Origin of the sequence: Sorangium sp. So ce119, from assembly GCF_051524405.1 — a bacterium.
Classification (GTDB): Bacteria; Myxococcota_A; Polyangia; order Polyangiales; family Polyangiaceae; genus Sorangium; species Sorangium cellulosum_G.
In genome coordinates this window covers 1048662-1065992 of sequence record NZ_CP150310.1, presented here as the reverse complement: position 1 = coordinate 1065992, position 17331 = coordinate 1048662, and the positions used below count along the sequence as shown (strand labels likewise).

Here is a 17331-nt window from a genome sequence, read left to right as displayed (position 1 = left end):
CGAATGGCCGCCCCCGGCCAGGCGCCGGGGCCTGCGCTCGTGCATGGGGGCGGCGCTCGAGCGCAGGCCTGCGCGGGCGCGGTGGCTAGAGCACCGAGGCGATGCTGTCGGTGATGTACTCGAGGTTGCCCTCGTTCATCGCCGCGACGCAGATCCGCCCGCTGTCGACGATGTACAGGCCGAACTCCGAGCGCAGCCGGCGCACGCGCTCGAGCTCGATGCCCGAGTACGAGAACATGCCCTTCTGCCGCGTGATGAAGGAGAAGTCGCGCCCCGCGCCCTTCTTCGCCAGGAGCTCCACGAAGCGGCCGCGCATCGCGCGGATGCGGTCGCGCATCTCGCCGAGCTCGCCCTCCCACTGCCGGCGCAGCTCCGGGTCGCCCAGCACCAGCGCGACCAGCTGCGCGCCGTGGGAGGCGGGGTTCGAGTAGTTGGTCCGGATCACGCGCTTCAACTGCGAGGCGACCCGCTTCGCCTCATCGCTGCTGGCGGTGACCAGGCTGACCGCGCCCACCCGCTCGCGGTAGAGCGAGAACGACTTGGAGAACGAGCTCGCGATGACGCAGGGCAGGTCCGCGCGGGCGAAGGCGCGCACGGCGGCGGCGTCCTGCTCGATCCCGTCACCGAAGCCCTGGTAGGCGAAGTCGATGAACGGCACGAGATCGCGCTCGCGCACGATGCGGACGACCTCGTCCCACTGCTGCGCGTCGAGGTCCACCCCGGTCGGGTTGTGGCAGCAGGCGTGGAGCAAGATCACCGTGCGCGCCGGCGCCTCGAGCAGCGCGCGGCGCATGCCCGCGAAGTCGAGCCCGTGCGTGGTCGGGTCGTAGTAGGGGTACTCGCTCACCTTGAAGCCGGCGGCCTCGAAGAGCGCGCGGTGGTTCTCCCAGCTCGGCGCGCTGATCCAGAGCGCCGAGTCCGGCAGGAAACGGCGCAGGAAGTCGGCGCCGAGCTTGAGCGCGCCCGTGCCGCCGAGCGCTTGCGCGGTGACCACGCGCCCGTCACGGACCGGCGCGGAGCCTTCGCCGAGCAGCAGCTCCTGGACCGCGCGCGTGTACGCCGGGGCGCCGTCGATCGGCAGGTAAGACTTGGAGTCCTCCTTCTCGTACCAGCGCTTCTCGGCCTCCCGGATGACCTTGAGTACGGGCACCTTGCCCTGCGCGTTCTGGTAGACGCCCACGCCGAGGTTGACCTTGCGCGGGTTCTGGTCCTTCTGGAAAGCGTCGGTCAGGCCGAGGATCGGGTCAGCGGGGGCGAGCGGGATGTCGGAGAAGATGGATGCCATGGTTTACCTCACACCGCCGCGCGGGCGGTCGGCACCGCTCCTTACCCCGGCCTGAGGCGGCGCGCGAGCAGGAGCTGGGTCGTGAAGCGCGGGCCGGCTCCGGGGCCGCGCCGGAGGCCGCCGAGGTGGGCCAGCTCCCCGCTGGAGCTCGCGTGCTTCGTGATGCCGGCGCGGCGCTTCGGCCCCGACGCCTGTCGAACGCTGGCATCGACGAGGAAGCGACCTTCGAGCAGCCCCCGCCGTGCTAACGTGCGCGCCCGGGTCATCGCTCCGGCGCACACGGATCACGCACGAGAACGGGAGGTACGGCCATGACCAGGGGCGCGTGTCTATGCGGAACGGTCCACTACGAGATCGACGGTCCGTTCCACGCCATGCTGCACTGCCACTGCTCGATGTGCCGCAAGTTCCACGGCTCGGCGTTCGCCACGGCCGCTGTCGCGCCGCTCTCGGGCTTTCGCTGGCTCGCCGGCGAGCACGCGATCCGCGCGTCGTGCGCGAGCCGTCATCGGTCCTTCTGCGCCACGTGCGGCTCGGCCACCCCGCTGCTCGCCCCCGAGCGGCGGCTCGCCCTGGTCCATGCCGGCAACCTCGAGGGTGATCTCGGCATCGCGCCAGAGTTCCACCAGTTCGTCCGCTCCAGGGCGCCCTGGTACACGATCACGGATTCCTTGCCGCAGTTCGAGGAATGGCCGCCCCCGAGCCAGGCGCCGGTCGTCTCGCGCCCCGCGGTCGCGCCCAGAGAGGGCGTCACCCAGGGGAGCTGCCTGTGCGGCGACGTGGCCTTCGAGTTCGACGGCGCGCCCCTCCGCATGATGAACTGCCACTGCTCGCGCTGCCGCCGCGGGCGCAGCGCCGCGCACGCGACCAACGTCTTCGTCGCGCTGGACGCGTTCCGCTGGGTCCGCGGTGACGCGCAGGTCGCGAGCTACAAGGTGCCCGAGGCGCGTTTCTTCGCCGTGGCGTTCTGCACGCGCTGCGGCGGCGCGGCGCCGCGGCTGTCGCCCGAGCGCGGCTTCGCCGTGGTGCCCGCGGGCACGCTCGACACCGATCCCGGCATCCGCCCTGCAGCCCACATCTTCACCGCCTCCAGGGCGAGCTGGTTCCCGATCACGGGCGACCTGCCGCAGTTCGCCGAGCTCCCGCCCCAGGCCTGACGACGAAGAGAGACGGCGCGCAAGGAGAAGAATTCGAACCGCAGAGGCACAGAGGGCGCAGAGGGGAGAGATAGAGAAGAAGAGAGATGAATCTCTATTTCTCTCCTCTCTCGCCTCTGTGCCCTCTGTGCCTCTGTGGTTCCTTCTCTCTCTCTCGTGAACCAGAGGACTCAGCCCGTCACTTGGCGCCCGCGAGCTTCAGCACCGCGGCCCGCTCGACGTCGGTCGGGTCGCGCTGGCAGTCCTTGCCGACGCCCTGCAGGGCGTCGAGCTGGCGGACGAGATCCCCGGGGTCCACGCTCAAGCAGCCCTCCTCGAACTCCGAACACTCGGCGACGGAGAGCGCGGTCCCCGCGACGTAGCGGCAATCAGGGTCCTCGGGCGGGTACCTCAGGAAGGTGGAGGCTTGGTCCAGGAGGCACGCGGCGTCCGACGGCGTGTTCGCCTTCTTGCAGCGCGCGGCGGCGATGCGCGCCATCCGCTCGAGGTCGGCGGCCGGGTACGTGCGGACCCGAGGGGGAGCGGGCTGCGCGCTCGCGTCGCCGGCGGTCCGCGGGCCCGCGGCGGGCTGCGCCGCCTCGGAGCACGCGCTCGCGAGGAGGGCGCACGCGACGACGAGGACGAGCAAGGAGGTTCCCCCGGGCCTCATGCAGCGACACGTACCACGCCCCCTCCAGCGCCCGCAATCCAGCGCGCCCCCCTCCGGCTCCCGCGGGCCAGCTCCGGCGCGCAGGTTCGGCTATCCTGGCGACCTGATGCGTATGCGCCGCTCCGATGCCGCCGATCCCCCCGGCGCCCACCACCACCGCCTGGATGCTCCCCTGGAGCTCACGGTGTTCGCCGGGGGCCGCGTGACCCGGCACCCGCTGCCGGCCGAGGGAAGGGTGTCGCTCGGCCGATCCAAGGAGAACGACGTCCCGATCGACGACAGCTCCGTCTCGCGCCGGCACGCGATCATCCACCTCGGTCCGACGATCGCGATCGAGGACCTCGGGAGCGCGAACGGCACCCGCCTGCGCCGCGAGCGCAGCGCCGGGCCGACGACCAAGCTGCTCGAGCTCCAGCTCGAGCCGGGCAAGACCATGGAGCTCTCCGTCGGCGACGCGGTCAACCTCGGCTCGGCGCTGATCGTGATCGTGCCGCGCGAGGGCGCGACGAGCGCGGCGCCGGTCCAGGGGCCGGGCGAGCCCATCGTGATCGACCCGGCGATGCAGAAGCTCTACGCGCTCGCCGAGCGCGTGGCAGGCTCGCCGATCACCGTGCTCCTGCTCGGCGAGACGGGCGCCGGCAAGGAGGTGCTGGCCGAGCACATCCACCGGCGGTCGCCGCGCGCGCCGGGGCCGTTCCTGCGGCTCAACTGCGCGGCGCTGTCCGAGTCGCTCCTCGAGAGCGAGCTCTTCGGCCACGAGAAGGGCGCCTTCACGAGCGCCGGCCAGGCGAAGCCCGGCCTGCTCGAGACCGCCGAGAAGGGCACCGTGCTGCTCGACGAGGTGGGCGAGCTGCCGCCCTCCATCCAGGTGAAGCTGCTGCGCGTGCTCGAGGACCGGAAGGTGATGCGCGTCGGAGGCCTGAGCCCGCGGCCCATCGACGTCCGCTTCCTCTCGGCCACGAACCGCGACCTCGCCGCCGAGGTGAAGCGCGGCGCGTTCCGGGAAGACCTGTTCTTCCGGCTGAACGGCATCGCGCTGACCATCCCGCCGCTCCGCGCGCGCGTCGCCGAGATCGCGCCGCTCGCGCGCGCGATCGCCGAGCGGACCGCCGGCGCGCTCGGGCGCCGGGCGCCCGCGTTCGCCCCCGAGACGATCGCCGCCCTGGAGGCGCACCCGTGGCCCGGCAACATCCGCGAGCTGCGCAACGTGATCGAGCGCGCGGTCGTGCTCTCCGGCGGCGACACGGTGCTCCCGGAGCACCTCCTGCTCGACGCGGCCGCCACGCCGCCCGCGGCGGCTCCCCTGGCGCCGCCCCTGGACACGAGCGTCGCGCCCGCCGGCGCGACCTTGGCGCCCGCCACGCCCGCGAAGGCGGCCGACGAGGACGCCGGCGCCGCGCGGTCGGGCCAGAGCGCGGGCGACCTGCGGCGCGAGCTCGACGCGATCGAGCGGCGCCGGATCGTGGACGCGCTGGAGCAGTGCGCGGGCAACCAGACGCAGGCCGCGGCGCTCCTCGGCATGCCCCGCCGCACCTTCGTGGCCCGGCTGGACGCCTACGGGATCCCGCGGCCGCGCAAGCGCAAGAGCAACGACTGACCCGGATTGTCCCGGCCGCGCCGCCCGGAGCGACGCGCGCCGGAACACGCCGGCGCGGCGCCGGAATGCCCGCGCGCCGGGGAGCCCGCGCCGCGATCTCCCTCCCCTCATTACCTGGCAGGTAATCGACCGCCGCCCTCGCCGTGGTTCAACTCCACCTCGCGACGCACAGCGCGCAACGAGGAAGGAGACCCACGATGAATGAACAGAGCATCGACACGCCGTCGGCAGCACCGGTGAAGCCGGAGGTCGGCCCGTCGGCGAGCCCGGGGCAGCCGCCCGCGCCCGCGGCGCGAAACCGCCCGCAGCACGCCGCCGGCCCGTTCGTCGAGGCGCAGGACGGCGCGCTGCTCTTCTACCGCGACTGGGGCGCGGGGAAGCCCGTGCTGTTCCTCTCGGGATGGGCGCTGAGCAGCGACATGTGGGGCTACCAGATGATCGACCTCGTCGACCACGGCCTGCGCTGCGTCGCCTACGACCGGCGCGGCCACGGCCGCTCGAGCGATCCGGGGCAGGGCTACGAGTACGACACGCTCGCCGACGACCTCGCCGCCGTCCTGGAGCAGCTCGACCTGCGCGAGGTCACGCTGGTGGGCCACTCGATGAGCGGCGGCGAGATCGCCCGCTACCTCTCACGCCACGGCGATCGTCGAATCGCCCGGGCCGTGTTCCTGGCGCCGACCACGCCGATGATCCTCAGGGCGGCCGACAACCCCGACGGGATCGATCGGCACCTCATCGAGCACGTACGCGCGGCGATCCGCGCCGATTACCCGCGATGGCTGGACGACAACACGCCGCCGTTCTTCGTGGACGAGACGCCGCCCGCGACGAGGGAATGGGTGCGCTCTCTGATGCTCCAGTGCTCGATGAAGGCGGCGATCGACTGCAACCACGCCATGGCCGAGGCCGACTTCCGCGACGAGCTGCGCCGGATCCGGGTGCCGACCCTCGTCCTCCAGGGCGACCGCGACGCGTCGGCGCCGCTCGCGCTCACCGGCCAGAAGACGGCGGCGCTCGTCCCGGGCAGCCGCCTCGTCGTGTACGAGGGCGCGCCGCACGGGCTGTTCGTCACCCACCGCGAGCGGCTCGGCCGCGATCTGCTCGCCTTCGCGCGAGGCTGAGCGGCCACGGCCCGGGACCGAGCCGCGCCCGCTGCCCGCGCTCAACCGCACTTGCAGACCGGATCGCCGCCCGCATCACAGTAACACTGGCACGACCCATCCGGGCACGAGACCTCCTTATCGCCCCCCGGGCAGGTCACGACGCACGAAGCGATCGAGTCCTCCTCGACGCCCGCCACGGCACCATCTCCGCTCGCGCTCGAGAAACCGCGCTCCTCCGCGCCGTTCGACGCCCCCGCCGCGTCGCCCACAGACCCGCCGCCCGGGCTCGCCTGGAGCTCCGTGGAAGCGGGCAGCACTGACATCACGAACAATGACAAAAGCGTAGCAACCATCTTCACTCCTCCTGGTCAGCGATGCGCTCGTGGACGGACATCGTTGATCGCCGCGACGTGAAGCACGCGGCGTGCCGGATCTCGCGGTCCTCGGCCGACATCGCGGCTCCGCGGCGCGCGCCGGAGCGCTGCCCCGCGCGCATTCATGGGCTCGGACGGCGGAGCCAGGTCGGCTGCGCGGGTCGAGCTCGCCTGTCACGCCGCATCACCGCCGCGAGCGGCGAGATCCCATGGAGAGGCGCGTCGCGCCGGATCGATCGTTGCGCGTAACGGATTGCTCGAATGAGCAAGACGCGTCGGGCCCAGCGCGCCGCCCTGAGGGGGTACGGCCCGCGCATCGGCCCGGGCCGGCGGCGGAGCGCGCGCGCGGCGGGCGGAGGGAGAGATCGGCACGAGTCGTGCTCTCTCGGTGACGCTGAGTCCTGACATCACCCGCGAACTCGATTCCTGCGCGGAGCGCCGCCGAGCCCCTGTTCGTGTGGGGGAGCCGCGCTCGAACAGCGCGGGTGGCATGTCGGGCCGCTGCAACCACCACACGATCGAACAGAAAGAGAAGAACATGGCACGCAAGATCATCACAGCAGTCACCGGGATGTCGTTGTTCATTGGCGTGGCGATGGCGCACGCGGCGACGCCCGCCGCCTCGAGCCTGAAGGCCCGCTCCGGCCTGCGCGCCGAGGCGAGCGCCGCGACGCCCGAGAGGGTGGCGTACTACGGCTTCCCCGCGGCCAACGTGGCCACCACGACGCAGGTGGGCATCGCGGGCATCGCGATCGGGACCTCCGGGGCCGTGTCCCAGTCGGCGGTCGCCCAGGCCGGCGGGATCGGCAACTTTGGCCTCGCGGCGGCCAACGCGGGGGGATACCGCGGCTACGGAGGCTGGAGGAGGGTCGCGATGAACGACGCGCCGGCGCCCGGTCAGGCGGACGTCCTCTTCGACAACTAGCCTGCTGCGAGCGGCCCCGCCGGGGCCGCTCGCAGCCATCTACCGCCTCGCGCGGCGCTCCTGCCGCGCGGGGCTCTCTCTCCGACGACCCTGAACCCGGGATGGACGAATCCATGCGCCGTTTCCTCCGCGTGCTCTCGACGTCCGCGCCCGCGCTGCTCGGCGCGGCGCTCTGTTTTCATTTCGCGATGACGCTGGCGTACCTGACGCCGCAGAACCCGCTCAAGCTCCGCTTCGCGCGGTTCATCGACGGGTACATGAACCCTCTCCTGCAGCAGAACTGGCACCTCTTCGCGCCCGACCCCATCACCGACACCCGCCTCCTGATGGTCGCCTGCCGCCTGCGCGCGCCGGACGGGAGCACGACCGAGACCGGGTGGACCGACATCACGACCCCCTACTGGGAAGCCCACCTGGAGAACCGGCTCGGGCCCGCGACGCGCGTCGGGCGATCGGTGACGGGCGCGGCGCGCCTGATCTACAGCGCCGATCCGGCGTCGCTGCAGATGGCGAAGAAGCTCGACGAGCGTCGCGCCCGCGCGCTGCCCGGCGGAGGGGGCGCGGGCGCGCCGGAGGAGCAGGAGGTCGACAGGCTCCGGGACCAGGTGAAGAGGGAGCAGGACGCCGGCTCTCGGCTGGGCCAGATCGTCCTGACGCGGGCCGGCTCCGCGCACTGCGACAGCCTCCATGGCCCGAACCGCACCACCGCCGTGCGGATGCGCATGGCGGTGCTGAGATTCCCGCGCTTCTCCCGGCGCGGCCTGCCCGACGCCGGGGGCGAGATGGCGTATTACGATCTCGACTGGGCTCCGTATCAACCGGTGGCGCCGCTCGAGGTGGCGTTGGAGGGCGGCCCCGAGCCGCCCGCGGCCGACCGGACAGCCGCCCTGGAGGAGAGGTAAACCCATGCTGAGCAAGCTGAACGCGCGCTGGCATCGCGTCGTGGAGCTCGCGAGCCAGGAGCGCTGCCTGATCGGTGCCAGCCTCTTCCGGATCGCCGCCGGGCTGACGATCCTCCACCTCTACCTGGCCAACTACCACCAGCGCCATTACCTCTACGGCCCCGAGGGGGTATGGCCGTTCGCGCGCTCGCTCGAGGAGGCCCACAGCGCCGGCGCGTTCTCGATCTACGTGCTCAGCCGATCGCCGCTCTACTTCGAGGTCATCTTCCACCTCGGTATCCTGTTCGCGGCGCTGTGGGTGGTCGGCTTCCGCACGCGGCTCATGTCCCTTCTCACGTACGTGGGGCTCTGGTCGTTGCACCAGCGGAACCCGGTCCTGCTCGACGGCGGCGACAACGTGGTCCGGCTCGCGCTCCTCTACGGCATCTTCGCCGAGCTCGGCGCCCACTTCTCGCTCGACGCCGACCGCCTGCGCGCGCAGCGGGAGCGCGGCGGGGAGCTCGTGCGCATCAAGGCGATGATGCACAACGCGGCGATCCTCGCCTGCGCCGTCCAGGTGTGCCTCGTCTACGGGGTCGCCGGGCTGTACAAGGTGCAGGGCGAGCTCTGGCAGAACGGGACGGCCCTTTACTACATCACCCGCGTCGGCGAGTTCACGTGGCCCGGGCACAGCGAGGGCCTCTACCGCAGCGTGGCGCTGGTGACGGCGATGACCTACGCGACGGTCGCGTTCCAGCTCAGCTTCCCGTTCCTGTTCGTCCTGAACCGACACACACGGAGGCTCGCGCTCGCCGGTGCGTTCCTGTTCCATTCCGGCATCGCGATCATGATGGGCCTCGTGACGTTCGCCGCGTTCATGATCAGCGTCGAGCTGGCGCTCGTCTCGGACAGGGAGTATCGGGCGATCGGCGCCCTCGCCAGGCGGCTGCTGCCCCTCGAGGCGCCGTCGCTCCGGCGCCTCCTGCCCGGGCGCCGGGTCCGTGCGAAGTAGCAGCGCTGCGCGCGGCGGGCGCGCTCAAGCCCCGGGCGCGAGGGGGCGCGCCGCCTCGCGCCCGGCTGGACAGGGCCTCACTTCGAGCCGAGGAGCCTCAGCAGCTCTTCGCGCTCGTAATCGGTCGGCTCGCGATTGCAATCCTTGCCGGCGCTCTGCAGGGCCTCGATCTGGTGAGCGAGGTCCTTCGGGTCCACGCTCTGGCACCCCTCATTGAAATCGGAGCACTCGGCGACGGAGATGGCCGTCCCGGACACGTAACGGCAATCCGGATCCTCGGGACGGAACTTGAGGAACGGGGCGGCCTCGTTGAGGAGACACGCCGAGTCCGAGGGCGCATTCGCCTTCTTGCAGCGCGCGGACGCGACGCGGGCCACCCGCTGCAGCTCCTCCTTCGGGTAGCTGCGGGCCCGGGGACGAGCAGGGGCCGCCGCGGCGGCGGCCGGAGCCGGCGCACCAGCAGCCATCTCGGACCCGCCCATCGAGGACGAGCGCTCCCCCAGGCCTTCCGGCGTCGAGGGAGACAGCGGTGAAGAGGACGCGCACCCACAGGCGAGGAGCGCGGTGACTGTGATGAGAAAGCTTCCCCCAACCTTCATAGGCGACACATATCACACCCTGGCTCGCGCCCGCAATGCATAGCTCGCGCGCCGCGCGGTGGTTCATCGCTATCCGCCTGCATCCGCCTGCGCCCGGGGGGGGTGAAGAATTGCAGTGCGAGCACCCGCAGGTCGCCCTCGCGCCCGACGCGCGACGTCCACCACGACCCCGCTCCGGCCACGCGCGTCCCGGCGGTGCGCCGTCCCCGACCAGCGCGCCTCGCGCTGGAAGCGCGGCGCGTCGGCGCGTCGGCGCGTCGGCGCGTCGGCGCGTCGGCGCACCGGCGCTCGAGCGCTCGCGCAGGACCTCACGCCGCTTGCGCAGGTCCTGCTCAACTCGCGCGGGGGCTACTCGAACCGCGGCGCCGCGGCGCGATCACGCCCCGGATCCGGCCTGGATCCCGGTATCCTCGCGGTGGCACAGCGCCTGCAAAGCCCCGGTCGCCGCGCGCAACGGCCGCCGTCACGGCAGGAGAGCGCGCAGGCAACCCTCGAAAGGAAGCCCTCCATGGTACGTGCATTGTTTGCTTCGGTGGCCGTCTCGTTGATCGCTGGTTGTGTCGCGGAGTCCGCAGGAGAGATCGCCCAGCAAGACCTCCTGCCCGCGGACGCGTGGGTGTCGGACGCGGAGCTGTCCGGCTGTCCGCAGGAGCAATGCCAGGTGGACGAACCGGTCACCATCCCGGACGTGCCACCGACCGACCAGGGAGATGAGCACGACATGAGCAATGAATCGGACACGGGTGAGCCGGAGAACACCATAGGAGACCTCCTGCCGGACGGCACGCAGGTGCCGATCGAGACACAGATTCCCGTCGACTCGAAGCTTCGCTTCCTGGATCCCAGGACCAACACTCCGCTCCTCCACGTGGCGGTGACGGGCTCGAACCCTCCCCCCAACTTCGCGGCGAAGGTCGAGTACTGGTCGAGGCTCAGCCCCTTGAAGACGCCCACGCTCACCATGGAGTCGTTCGGGTTCACGAACCGCCCGGGCGCGCCGGGGTACCCCACGGAGTTCCAGAGCTGGCTCGCCGGGGGCAGCGTCATCGCGACGGCCCAGGAGGTGACGTCGCAGCAGTGGAGCAAGGGCGTCTACGCGCCGGAGTCTCCGAACAGCGCGCTCTACTGGGCGGTCGATCCGGACCAGCCGTCCACGCACCGGATCGGCCTGCTCGTGGAGCGCGGGAGCGCCGACGAGCTGCTCAGCATGACCTGGTACAAGATGAAGCAGCCCCTCAACGGGCTGATCTTCCAGAAGGTCCCGACCAAGCTGACCTTCACGCAGGTGTTCTCGGGCGACGACCCGTCGATCGATCCGAGGCTCATCAACCCGCAGGCCACCTGGTACCACTACCATTGCATCACGAGGTAGGCGCGAGCGCCCCGCGCGCCTGAAGCCGCGGGGCGCGCCCGGACAGGCCTCCTGCGCCGGGCGCCGGCCGGCCGCTCAGTCGAGCAGCGAGCGCGCCAGCCGGAACCCCATCCCCCCGAAGCGATCCCCGGGCTTGCTCGCGAAGCGCCCCGCCGCGCGGCAGAAGTTCGGCGACGTCGACCACGCGCCGCCCCGCAACGCGCGGAAGTCCGGGTCGGCGTCGTCGGCCGGGTCGAGCAGCACGACGCCGCCCTCGGTCCGCGGCCCCTCGCGCTTCCACGCGTTGATGCACCAGTCCCGCACGTTGCCCGCCGCGCCGCGCAGCCCGTAGGGGCTCTCGTCGAGCGGGAACTCGTCGACGGGGCGGCGGCCGGCGACGCCCTCGTGGCTGCCCAGCATGCACGCCCAGGTCGGCTCGAGGAAGTCGCCCCAGGGCATGCAGCGGCCGTCGACGCCCCGCGCCGCCTTCTCCCGTTCGAGCTCGTTCAGGAGGCGCCACGGCGCGCCCGTCTCGGCGGCGTACCACGCGGCGTAGCGCATCGCCGCGCGCCAGTGGACGAAGGCGACAGGCATCCTCGGCTCCTCCTGGACGTCGGTCGGGATGCAGCCGAGCCGGAAGCGCCCGTCGTCGCACCGCTCGAAGCGGAGCGAGTCCGGGCCCGCGCCCGGGACGGCGCGGCCCAGCGCGAGGCGCGGACAGCACTCGAGCGCCTCGCCTTCCCGCCCGGCCTCGACGAGCGCGTTGAGGAAGTCGAGGTACTCGGCGTTGGTCACGGGGTGCCTGCGGACGACGAAGCCGTCGCACCAGAGCCGCCGCCGCGGGAGGCTGTCCCCGGCGTCCGGATCGCCGCCGGCGAGGAACCAGCCGGCCGGCACGTAGACGTCGTCCTCGCCGAGCTCGCCGAGCCGGAGCAGGCGGACCGGGCGCGGCGCCGCCTCGCCGGGCCGGACGCCGTCCCAGCGCCGCCCGCGCTCGATGAGCACGGGGTACGAGGCGTCGTGGTGCCCCGGCGCGCGCAGCTTCAGGAGGTAGCTGCCGCGCGGGAGCGTCACCTCGAGGGGCGCGGGGCCGAGCTCGCGCGCGGGCTCGGGCACGAGCCTGCGGTCGCGCTCGACGTAGCGGTGGAGGGAGACCTCGGCGCCCGCGGGGGCGGTCGCCAGCGCGAGCGCGCCGTCGCCCGCGAGCAGCACCGCGTGGCGGCCGCGGTCGTGCTGCCGGAGCAGCGCCTCGGCGCGCGCGGCGGCCCGCGCGTCGCGCGCCTCCTCGGCCTCGACGAGCTCCTCGGCGTAGTGGTCGGCCAGCGCCTCGTGCGCCTCGCGGAGGTCCGGCGCCTCGTTCAGCGCCGAGCGGAGGATCTGCATCCACTCGAGCTCGCCGAGCGACGCCGCCCGATCGAGGCGCTCCGCCTCGTCCTCGAGCCGCCAGCCGCGCGCCTTCTGCTCGGCGGGGTCGAACGAGCTCAGGCCGTCGAGGATCGCCCGCGCCTCGTCGCGCAGCGCGCGCGCCCGCGCCCGGGTCGCCGCGAGCTCCGGCTGGATCGCGCGCGCCTTCTCCACGGTCGCGAGCGCGCGCTCGCGCCGCCGCGCGCCGTCGAGCCAGCTCCGGACGTCGGCCGCGAGCGCGCCCGCGTCGGGGTACCGGGCCTCCGGGGCGAGCGCCATCGCGCGGGCGCAGAGGGCCGCGAGCTCCGCGGGGACCTCGTGGGGGGCGAGCGCCTCGACCGGCCGGAGCCCGCCGGAGAGGAGCGCGCTCCAGACGGCCGCGAGGTGGCCGTCGTAGGGGTGGCGGCCGGCGAGGATCTCGTACAGCACGACGCCGAGCGCGTAGACGTCGGTGGCGGCGCCGAGGCGGTCGCCCTCGCCGCGCGCCTGCTCCGGGGCCATGTAGAGCAGCGTGCCGAGCACCTCGCCGGGCTGCGTGAGCGGGGCCGCCTCGATGACGTCCGCCCCGCCGGCTTCCGCGGGCGACCCGAGCGGCGGCGCGGCGGGGCGCCCGAGGCCCCAGTCCATCACGAGGACCTCGCCGAACTCGCCGATCATGACGTTGGCCGGCTTGAGATCGCGGTGGATCACGCCGCGGCTGTGCGCGTAGGCCACGGCCTCGCAGACGCGGAGGAACGTGTCGATCGCCCGCCGCAGCGCGACGGGCGAGAGGCTCCCGCCGCCGGCCGCGTACATCTCGGCGATGACGTCGCCGAGCGTGCGCCCGCGCACCTCCTTCATCGTGAACCACAGCCGCCCGTCGGCGAGCGCGCCGCAGTCGTGCACCGGCACGATCCCCGGGTGCTGGAGGGCCGCGGTCAGGCGCGCCTCGGCGAGGAAGCGGGCGCGATCGGGCGTGGCGTCGCACGCCTCGGTCGACTGGACCTTCATCGCGAGGACGCGCCCCATGATGCGATCGCGCACGCGGCGCACCTCGCCCATGCCCCCGCGCCCGATGCAGCCGAGGTCCTCGTAGCGCTCCTCGGCGGTGAGGCGCTCGGGCGCCGTGACCGAGATGGGCGGCGGCTCGCGCGACGACGGGCTCGCGGGGGTCACGCGCAGCCGGAACGTGACGTCCGTCGGGGCGTCCGCCGGCGGCGCGCCGCCGGGATCGGCCGCGGCCGGCGCGCACGCGGTCTGCGTCCGCTCCATCTCCTCGCGCTGGCTGCGGTTCATGGGCCGTCGACTCCGCGGATCGCGCCCCGGAAGCTCCCCGGGACGAGATCCGCGCCGACTCTATCGTCCGGTCGCGCAGGCCTCAACCCGACCCGCGCACGCGAGGACGCGCGCCGCCCACAGCGCCCCACGCGAGGAGCAAGCGCGCTCGCGCCCCGTGCGCCCCCGGCATCCTGTGGCGAGTTTCTGTCCAGCCCGAGCGACGCATCAGGGGTTCAGCAGGACGCCGAGCCCTCCGGTGAGGCCGAGCTCGACCGAGTCGTTGTTCTGGAGAACCGCGCCGCGCGATCCCCTGAGGCTGGCGACCCTCAGGACGAGCTCCGGGGAGACGTGCAGATAAACGTGCTCCGTGGGCCGGTAGACGAGCCCGAGGTCGACGACGCCGATCCACGCGCGCATCGACTGCAGCGTCTCCGCCGTCCAGACCGCGTCGGCGCGCGCGCCGCTGTACCCGACGCCCGCGCGCGGCCAGAGCGTGAGCGGCTCGCTCAGCGCGATGGCGTAGCCGACGCGCGGCACGACGGAGATCGCCAGGGCGTCGCCCTCCATGACGTCATCGCCGGGCAGGCGGACCTTCTCGCTGGTGTACGAGACGCCGACGGTGCCCCCGAGGGAGATCTGGTCGGTCACGAACACGTCGACGGAGGGCGAGGCCCAGGCGGTGCGCGACCTGGCCGCGTACGTGCCCGCGCTGCCCGGCGCTCCGCCGCGGGTGTCCGAGAACGTATAGCCGACGATCCCCGTGTACCCCGTGGCGCCCCACGAGCTCCCGGCAGCCCCCCCGGCGACCATGTTCGGCCCGAGGTGGCCGCCCTCGGTCGTGACGCCGACGACGTTGTCGAGCGCGACTCGCCCGCGCCCGCCGAAGCGGGATTTGCTGGGATCGATAGCGCGCTCGCCGGCGCCCTCGGCGCGCGCGGCGCCGGCCGCGGAGAACGTCGCGAGTGAGAGGATCAGGAAGGCGAGGCGAATACGACGGATTCGGTGGTTGGACAGCATGACTCCCCTCTCGATGTGCAGGCCCGCGATCGCGGACCCGCCATAAGGACGAGCGCGGTTCGGCGCGCTCCGCCGGAGACCCCAGGCGCGACGGCTCCGCGTCTCCCGCCCTCGGTCCGCGGCAGTGAACGTCGCACAGGCGCGCTGTCTTTCTGCCATGTTGTCAATCGCGCTCCATGGCTGGAATCCGACGAGTCACGACCGGGACGCGCGCGCGCGTCGAGAACAGGCAGCGCGCTCCTCGATCGACCTGCGCCTCGCCGCCGTCGGGCGCCGGCTCGCCGACAGCGCCACCGCGGGCCGCCCTCCGGATCGGCCCGGGCGAGGCGACGGCGCGTCGCCCGCTCGCGCGCCGAGCGCTCGCGGATTCACGCGGACACCTACAGACACGCACTTGGAACCGAACGGGACCAAACGACGCTGCCTGGAGCCGTCGTGTAGCGCCGGAGGGCGCTCTACATCTCGACACTGGCCGCTTGACCGATGTACTCTGCCAAGTCGGACATGGCCCAGCCAGACAGCGCGACCAGCACGATCGACGACTTCTTCTCGCATTGCACGGAGCTGGTCTTCATTGCCGGCGAGGGCGGCAGGCTCCTCCGGATGAGCCGCGCGCTCACCGAGGAGATGAGCCCCGAGCTCCTCGACGCGGGCTCGCGGGCGGAGATCGGCCTCCTGGTTCACCCGGAGGACAGGCCCGCGTTCGACGCGGCGTGGGGGCGCCTGCGCGCCGCGGTGAAGCCGGTCGACATCGTCCTGAGGCTGAAGACGGCGGACGGATCGTTCAAGTGCTTCCAGTGCACCGCGCGGTGGGTGCCCGAGAAGGAAGAGGTCTATGGATCGCTCCGCGACGCGGAGGAGCGGATCAAGAGCGAGATCCAGCTCAAGCTCCTCCGGGCGCTCAACGACCATCTCCCTGTCTGCTTGTGGGCGATCGACCGGAAGGGGGTCTTCGTCCTCCACGACGGGAAGGGGCTCGAGTCCGCCGGGCTCAAGCCCGGGCAGTTCATCGGGCTCAACGTGTTCGACCTCTACCCGGAGTCGGGCACGGCGGTGCTGCGCAAGGCGATCGACGGCACGATGTCCTACTTCGTGAACGAGATCGACGGCGTCCACTGGGAGGCCTGGTACCTGCCCATCCTGAACGATCGCGGCGAGGTCACCCACGTCGCGGGGGTCACGCTCGACATCACGCCCGCGAAGCGCACCGAGCAGGAGCTCCGCGCGAAGCTCGATCTCATCGAGCGGCAGCGGCAGGTCATCCGTTCGCTCTCGACGCCGATCATCCAGGTGTGGGACCGCGTGCTCACGCTGCCCCTCGTCGGCATGTTCGACAGCGCGCGCGCCGCCGACGTGATGGAAGGGGTCCTCCGCGAGGTCGTCCGGACGCAGGCGCGCTACACCATCCTGGATCTCACCGGGATCGAGGCGATGGACACGGAGACGGCGAACCACCTCATGAAGCTCACCGCGGCCATCAAGCTCCTCGGAGCCGAGGGGATCATCACGGGGATCCACCCCGCGATCGCCCAGACCATCGTCGGGCTGGGCGTGGATCTCTCGTCGATCGAGACGCGCTCGACGCTGCGGCAGGGGCTCGAGTACTGCATTCGAAGGATGGGCCGCGAGCGCTGAACCCGCCGCTCGCCCTGGCCGCCCGCAGGTGGTGAGCTCGCCCACCGGATCATCACGATAGGATCCGTGAGCTCGCCCACCGGATCATCGAGAGAGAGACCGAGCCCCGCGTCCGCGGCGAGCCGGGCGCAGAGCGCGCCGCGGCACGGACGGTCTGACAGCGTGCGCCGACGTCGCCGGGGAGCGCCTTTAGGCGATGGACCCGCACGTGCGCTGGAGCTGTGGAGTTCGGACATCAGGAGTGCGACATGAGCCCTGGCGCCAGAACACCGAAGAACACCGAAACGCGCGCCGGACGCGAACTTGGCTTGACGGATTTGTTAACACATTTGTACAATCAATCTTTGATTCTCGGCGACGTGGGGGCATTCAACGAATGGAGTGAGTTCCATGAGCACGAACAGCGGTGGTTTCAGCGGTTTTCTGCGTCGTGGCTTTCCTGTCGTCTCCACGCTCGCGCTGGCGGGCGCCGTCACCTTGACGCTCGCGAGGCCCGCGGAGGGTACGCGCTCGAACGGCCTCCCGGAGCTCAAGGCGCTGCAGGAGATCGAGCAGCTCGAGTACTGCTACGCGGCCGGGACCGACGCGATCGGCGGCGGCGATCTGGAGAAGGGCAAGCAGATCTTCGCGAGGTGCTTCACGCCGAACGCCCCCGTCTTGATCTGGGAAGCCGGCGCCGCTGCGGATGATCCGCCGGTCGTGTCGGTGCCCAGCGCCGAGGCCTGGGCCGACTTCATGGGCGTCCTGTTCGCAGAATCCGGCTACGTCGACACGCAGCACCTGATCAGCAACATCCGTATCGACATCCTCCCTGGCGGCAACCGCGCGAAGATCACCTCGTACCTGATCGCGACGCACGTCGTCGACCCGCTGGGCAGCGTCCAGGTGGCGCACGGCACGTACGAGAACGAGGCGGTCTGGACGCCCTCGGGCTGGAAGCTCAGCAAGCGTACGTTCCGCACCAAGGCGTTCATGCCCCTCGAGGCGCCGGCCCCCTGAGCGGCGCCGCGAGCGCCCGCTCGCGCGCGAGGGCGCGCCGCGGCCCGCTCAGCGTCTCCTCCATTTCGAGCATCAGCAGTCTC

General features: G+C 72.2%; 16 protein-coding genes. 9 read left to right on the top strand and 7 right to left on the bottom strand.

Features of this window, described 5'->3' with window-relative positions:
- Nucleotides 1-85: 85 nt before the first annotated feature.
- Nucleotides 86-1285, bottom strand: coding sequence for an aromatic amino acid transaminase (locus WME76_RS04235; protein WP_437958930.1), 1200 nt, complete (start codon nt 1283-1285; stop codon nt 86-88).
- A 41-nt stretch (nt 1286-1326) separates the two neighbouring features.
- Nucleotides 1327-1551, bottom strand: a complete 225-nt coding sequence (locus tag WME76_RS04230) for a hypothetical protein (protein ID WP_437958929.1) — start codon at nt 1549-1551, stop codon at nt 1327-1329.
- A gap of 45 nt (nt 1552-1596) precedes the next feature.
- On the opposite strand from WME76_RS04230, the gene WME76_RS04225 reads away from it, so the two are divergent.
- Entirely contained in the window at nt 1597-2442 is an 846-nt protein-coding gene (locus tag WME76_RS04225) for a GFA family protein (protein ID WP_437958928.1), read from the top strand.
- 178 nt (nt 2443-2620) lie between these two features.
- On the opposite strand, the gene WME76_RS04220 is transcribed toward WME76_RS04225, so the two are convergent.
- The gene (locus tag WME76_RS04220) at nt 2621-3091 is read right to left on the bottom strand and encodes a hypothetical protein (RefSeq protein WP_437958927.1); all 471 of its coding nucleotides are present in this window, start codon (nt 3089-3091) and stop codon (nt 2621-2623) included.
- Between the two features lie 112 nt (nt 3092-3203).
- Between WME76_RS04220 and WME76_RS04215 the strand changes: the two genes are divergently transcribed.
- Both WME76_RS04215 and WME76_RS04210 read left to right on the top strand, forming a co-directional pair.
- A complete protein-coding gene (locus WME76_RS04215; protein WP_437958926.1) occupies nt 3204-4688 on the top strand; it encodes a sigma 54-interacting transcriptional regulator in 1485 nt (494 codons plus the stop codon).
- Nucleotides 4689-4885: 197 nt separating this feature from the next.
- Nucleotides 4886-5812 (top strand): alpha/beta fold hydrolase, encoded by a 927-nt coding sequence (locus tag WME76_RS04210; RefSeq protein WP_437958925.1) that lies wholly within the window; start codon nt 4886-4888, stop codon nt 5810-5812.
- A 41-nt stretch (nt 5813-5853) separates the two neighbouring features.
- Here WME76_RS04210 and WME76_RS04205 read toward each other — a convergent pair whose 3' ends face one another.
- Complete coding sequence (locus WME76_RS04205; RefSeq protein WP_437958924.1) at nt 5854-6126, bottom strand: hypothetical protein; 273 nt, start codon at nt 6124-6126, stop codon at nt 5854-5856.
- Nucleotides 6127-6706: 580 nt separating this feature from the next.
- Between WME76_RS04205 and WME76_RS04200 the strand changes: the two genes are divergently transcribed.
- From WME76_RS04200 to WME76_RS04190, 3 genes are all read left to right on the top strand, one after another.
- Nucleotides 6707-7093, top strand: coding sequence for a hypothetical protein (locus tag WME76_RS04200; protein ID WP_437958923.1), 387 nt, complete (start codon nt 6707-6709; stop codon nt 7091-7093).
- Between the two features lie 113 nt (nt 7094-7206).
- The gene (locus WME76_RS04195; RefSeq protein WP_437958922.1) at nt 7207-7995 is read left to right on the top strand and encodes a DUF5819 family protein; all 789 of its coding nucleotides are present in this window, start codon (nt 7207-7209) and stop codon (nt 7993-7995) included.
- 4 nt (nt 7996-7999) lie between these two features.
- On the top strand, nt 8000-8986 hold the full coding sequence (locus WME76_RS04190) for an HTTM domain-containing protein (RefSeq protein ID WP_437958921.1): 987 nt from the start codon (nt 8000-8002) through the stop codon (nt 8984-8986).
- A 77-nt stretch (nt 8987-9063) separates the two neighbouring features.
- Here WME76_RS04190 and WME76_RS04185 read toward each other — a convergent pair whose 3' ends face one another.
- The gene (locus WME76_RS04185) at nt 9064-9453 is read right to left on the bottom strand and encodes a hypothetical protein (RefSeq protein WP_437958920.1); all 390 of its coding nucleotides are present in this window, start codon (nt 9451-9453) and stop codon (nt 9064-9066) included.
- A 640-nt stretch (nt 9454-10093) separates the two neighbouring features.
- Between WME76_RS04185 and WME76_RS04180 the strand changes: the two genes are divergently transcribed.
- Complete coding sequence (locus tag WME76_RS04180) at nt 10094-10957, top strand: hypothetical protein (RefSeq protein WP_437958919.1); 864 nt, start codon at nt 10094-10096, stop codon at nt 10955-10957.
- A 75-nt stretch (nt 10958-11032) separates the two neighbouring features.
- Here the strand turns inward: WME76_RS04180 and WME76_RS04175 are convergent, their stop codons facing one another.
- Both WME76_RS04175 and WME76_RS04170 read right to left on the bottom strand, forming a co-directional pair.
- Entirely contained in the window at nt 11033-13615 is a 2583-nt protein-coding gene (locus WME76_RS04175; RefSeq protein ID WP_437958918.1) for a bifunctional serine/threonine-protein kinase/formylglycine-generating enzyme family protein, read from the bottom strand.
- Nucleotides 13616-13822: 207 nt separating this feature from the next.
- Nucleotides 13823-14614: a hypothetical protein gene (locus WME76_RS04170; RefSeq protein ID WP_437958917.1), complete on the bottom strand. Its 792-nt coding sequence runs from the start codon at nt 14612-14614 to the stop codon at nt 13823-13825.
- 504 nt (nt 14615-15118) lie between these two features.
- Between WME76_RS04170 and WME76_RS04165 the strand changes: the two genes are divergently transcribed.
- Entirely contained in the window at nt 15119-16249 is a 1131-nt protein-coding gene (locus tag WME76_RS04165; RefSeq protein ID WP_437958916.1) for an STAS domain-containing protein, read from the top strand.
- A gap of 390 nt (nt 16250-16639) precedes the next feature.
- Nucleotides 16640-17248, top strand: a complete 609-nt coding sequence (locus WME76_RS04160; protein ID WP_437958915.1) for a nuclear transport factor 2 family protein — start codon at nt 16640-16642, stop codon at nt 17246-17248.
- The last annotated feature ends 83 nt before the right edge of the window (nt 17249-17331 follow it).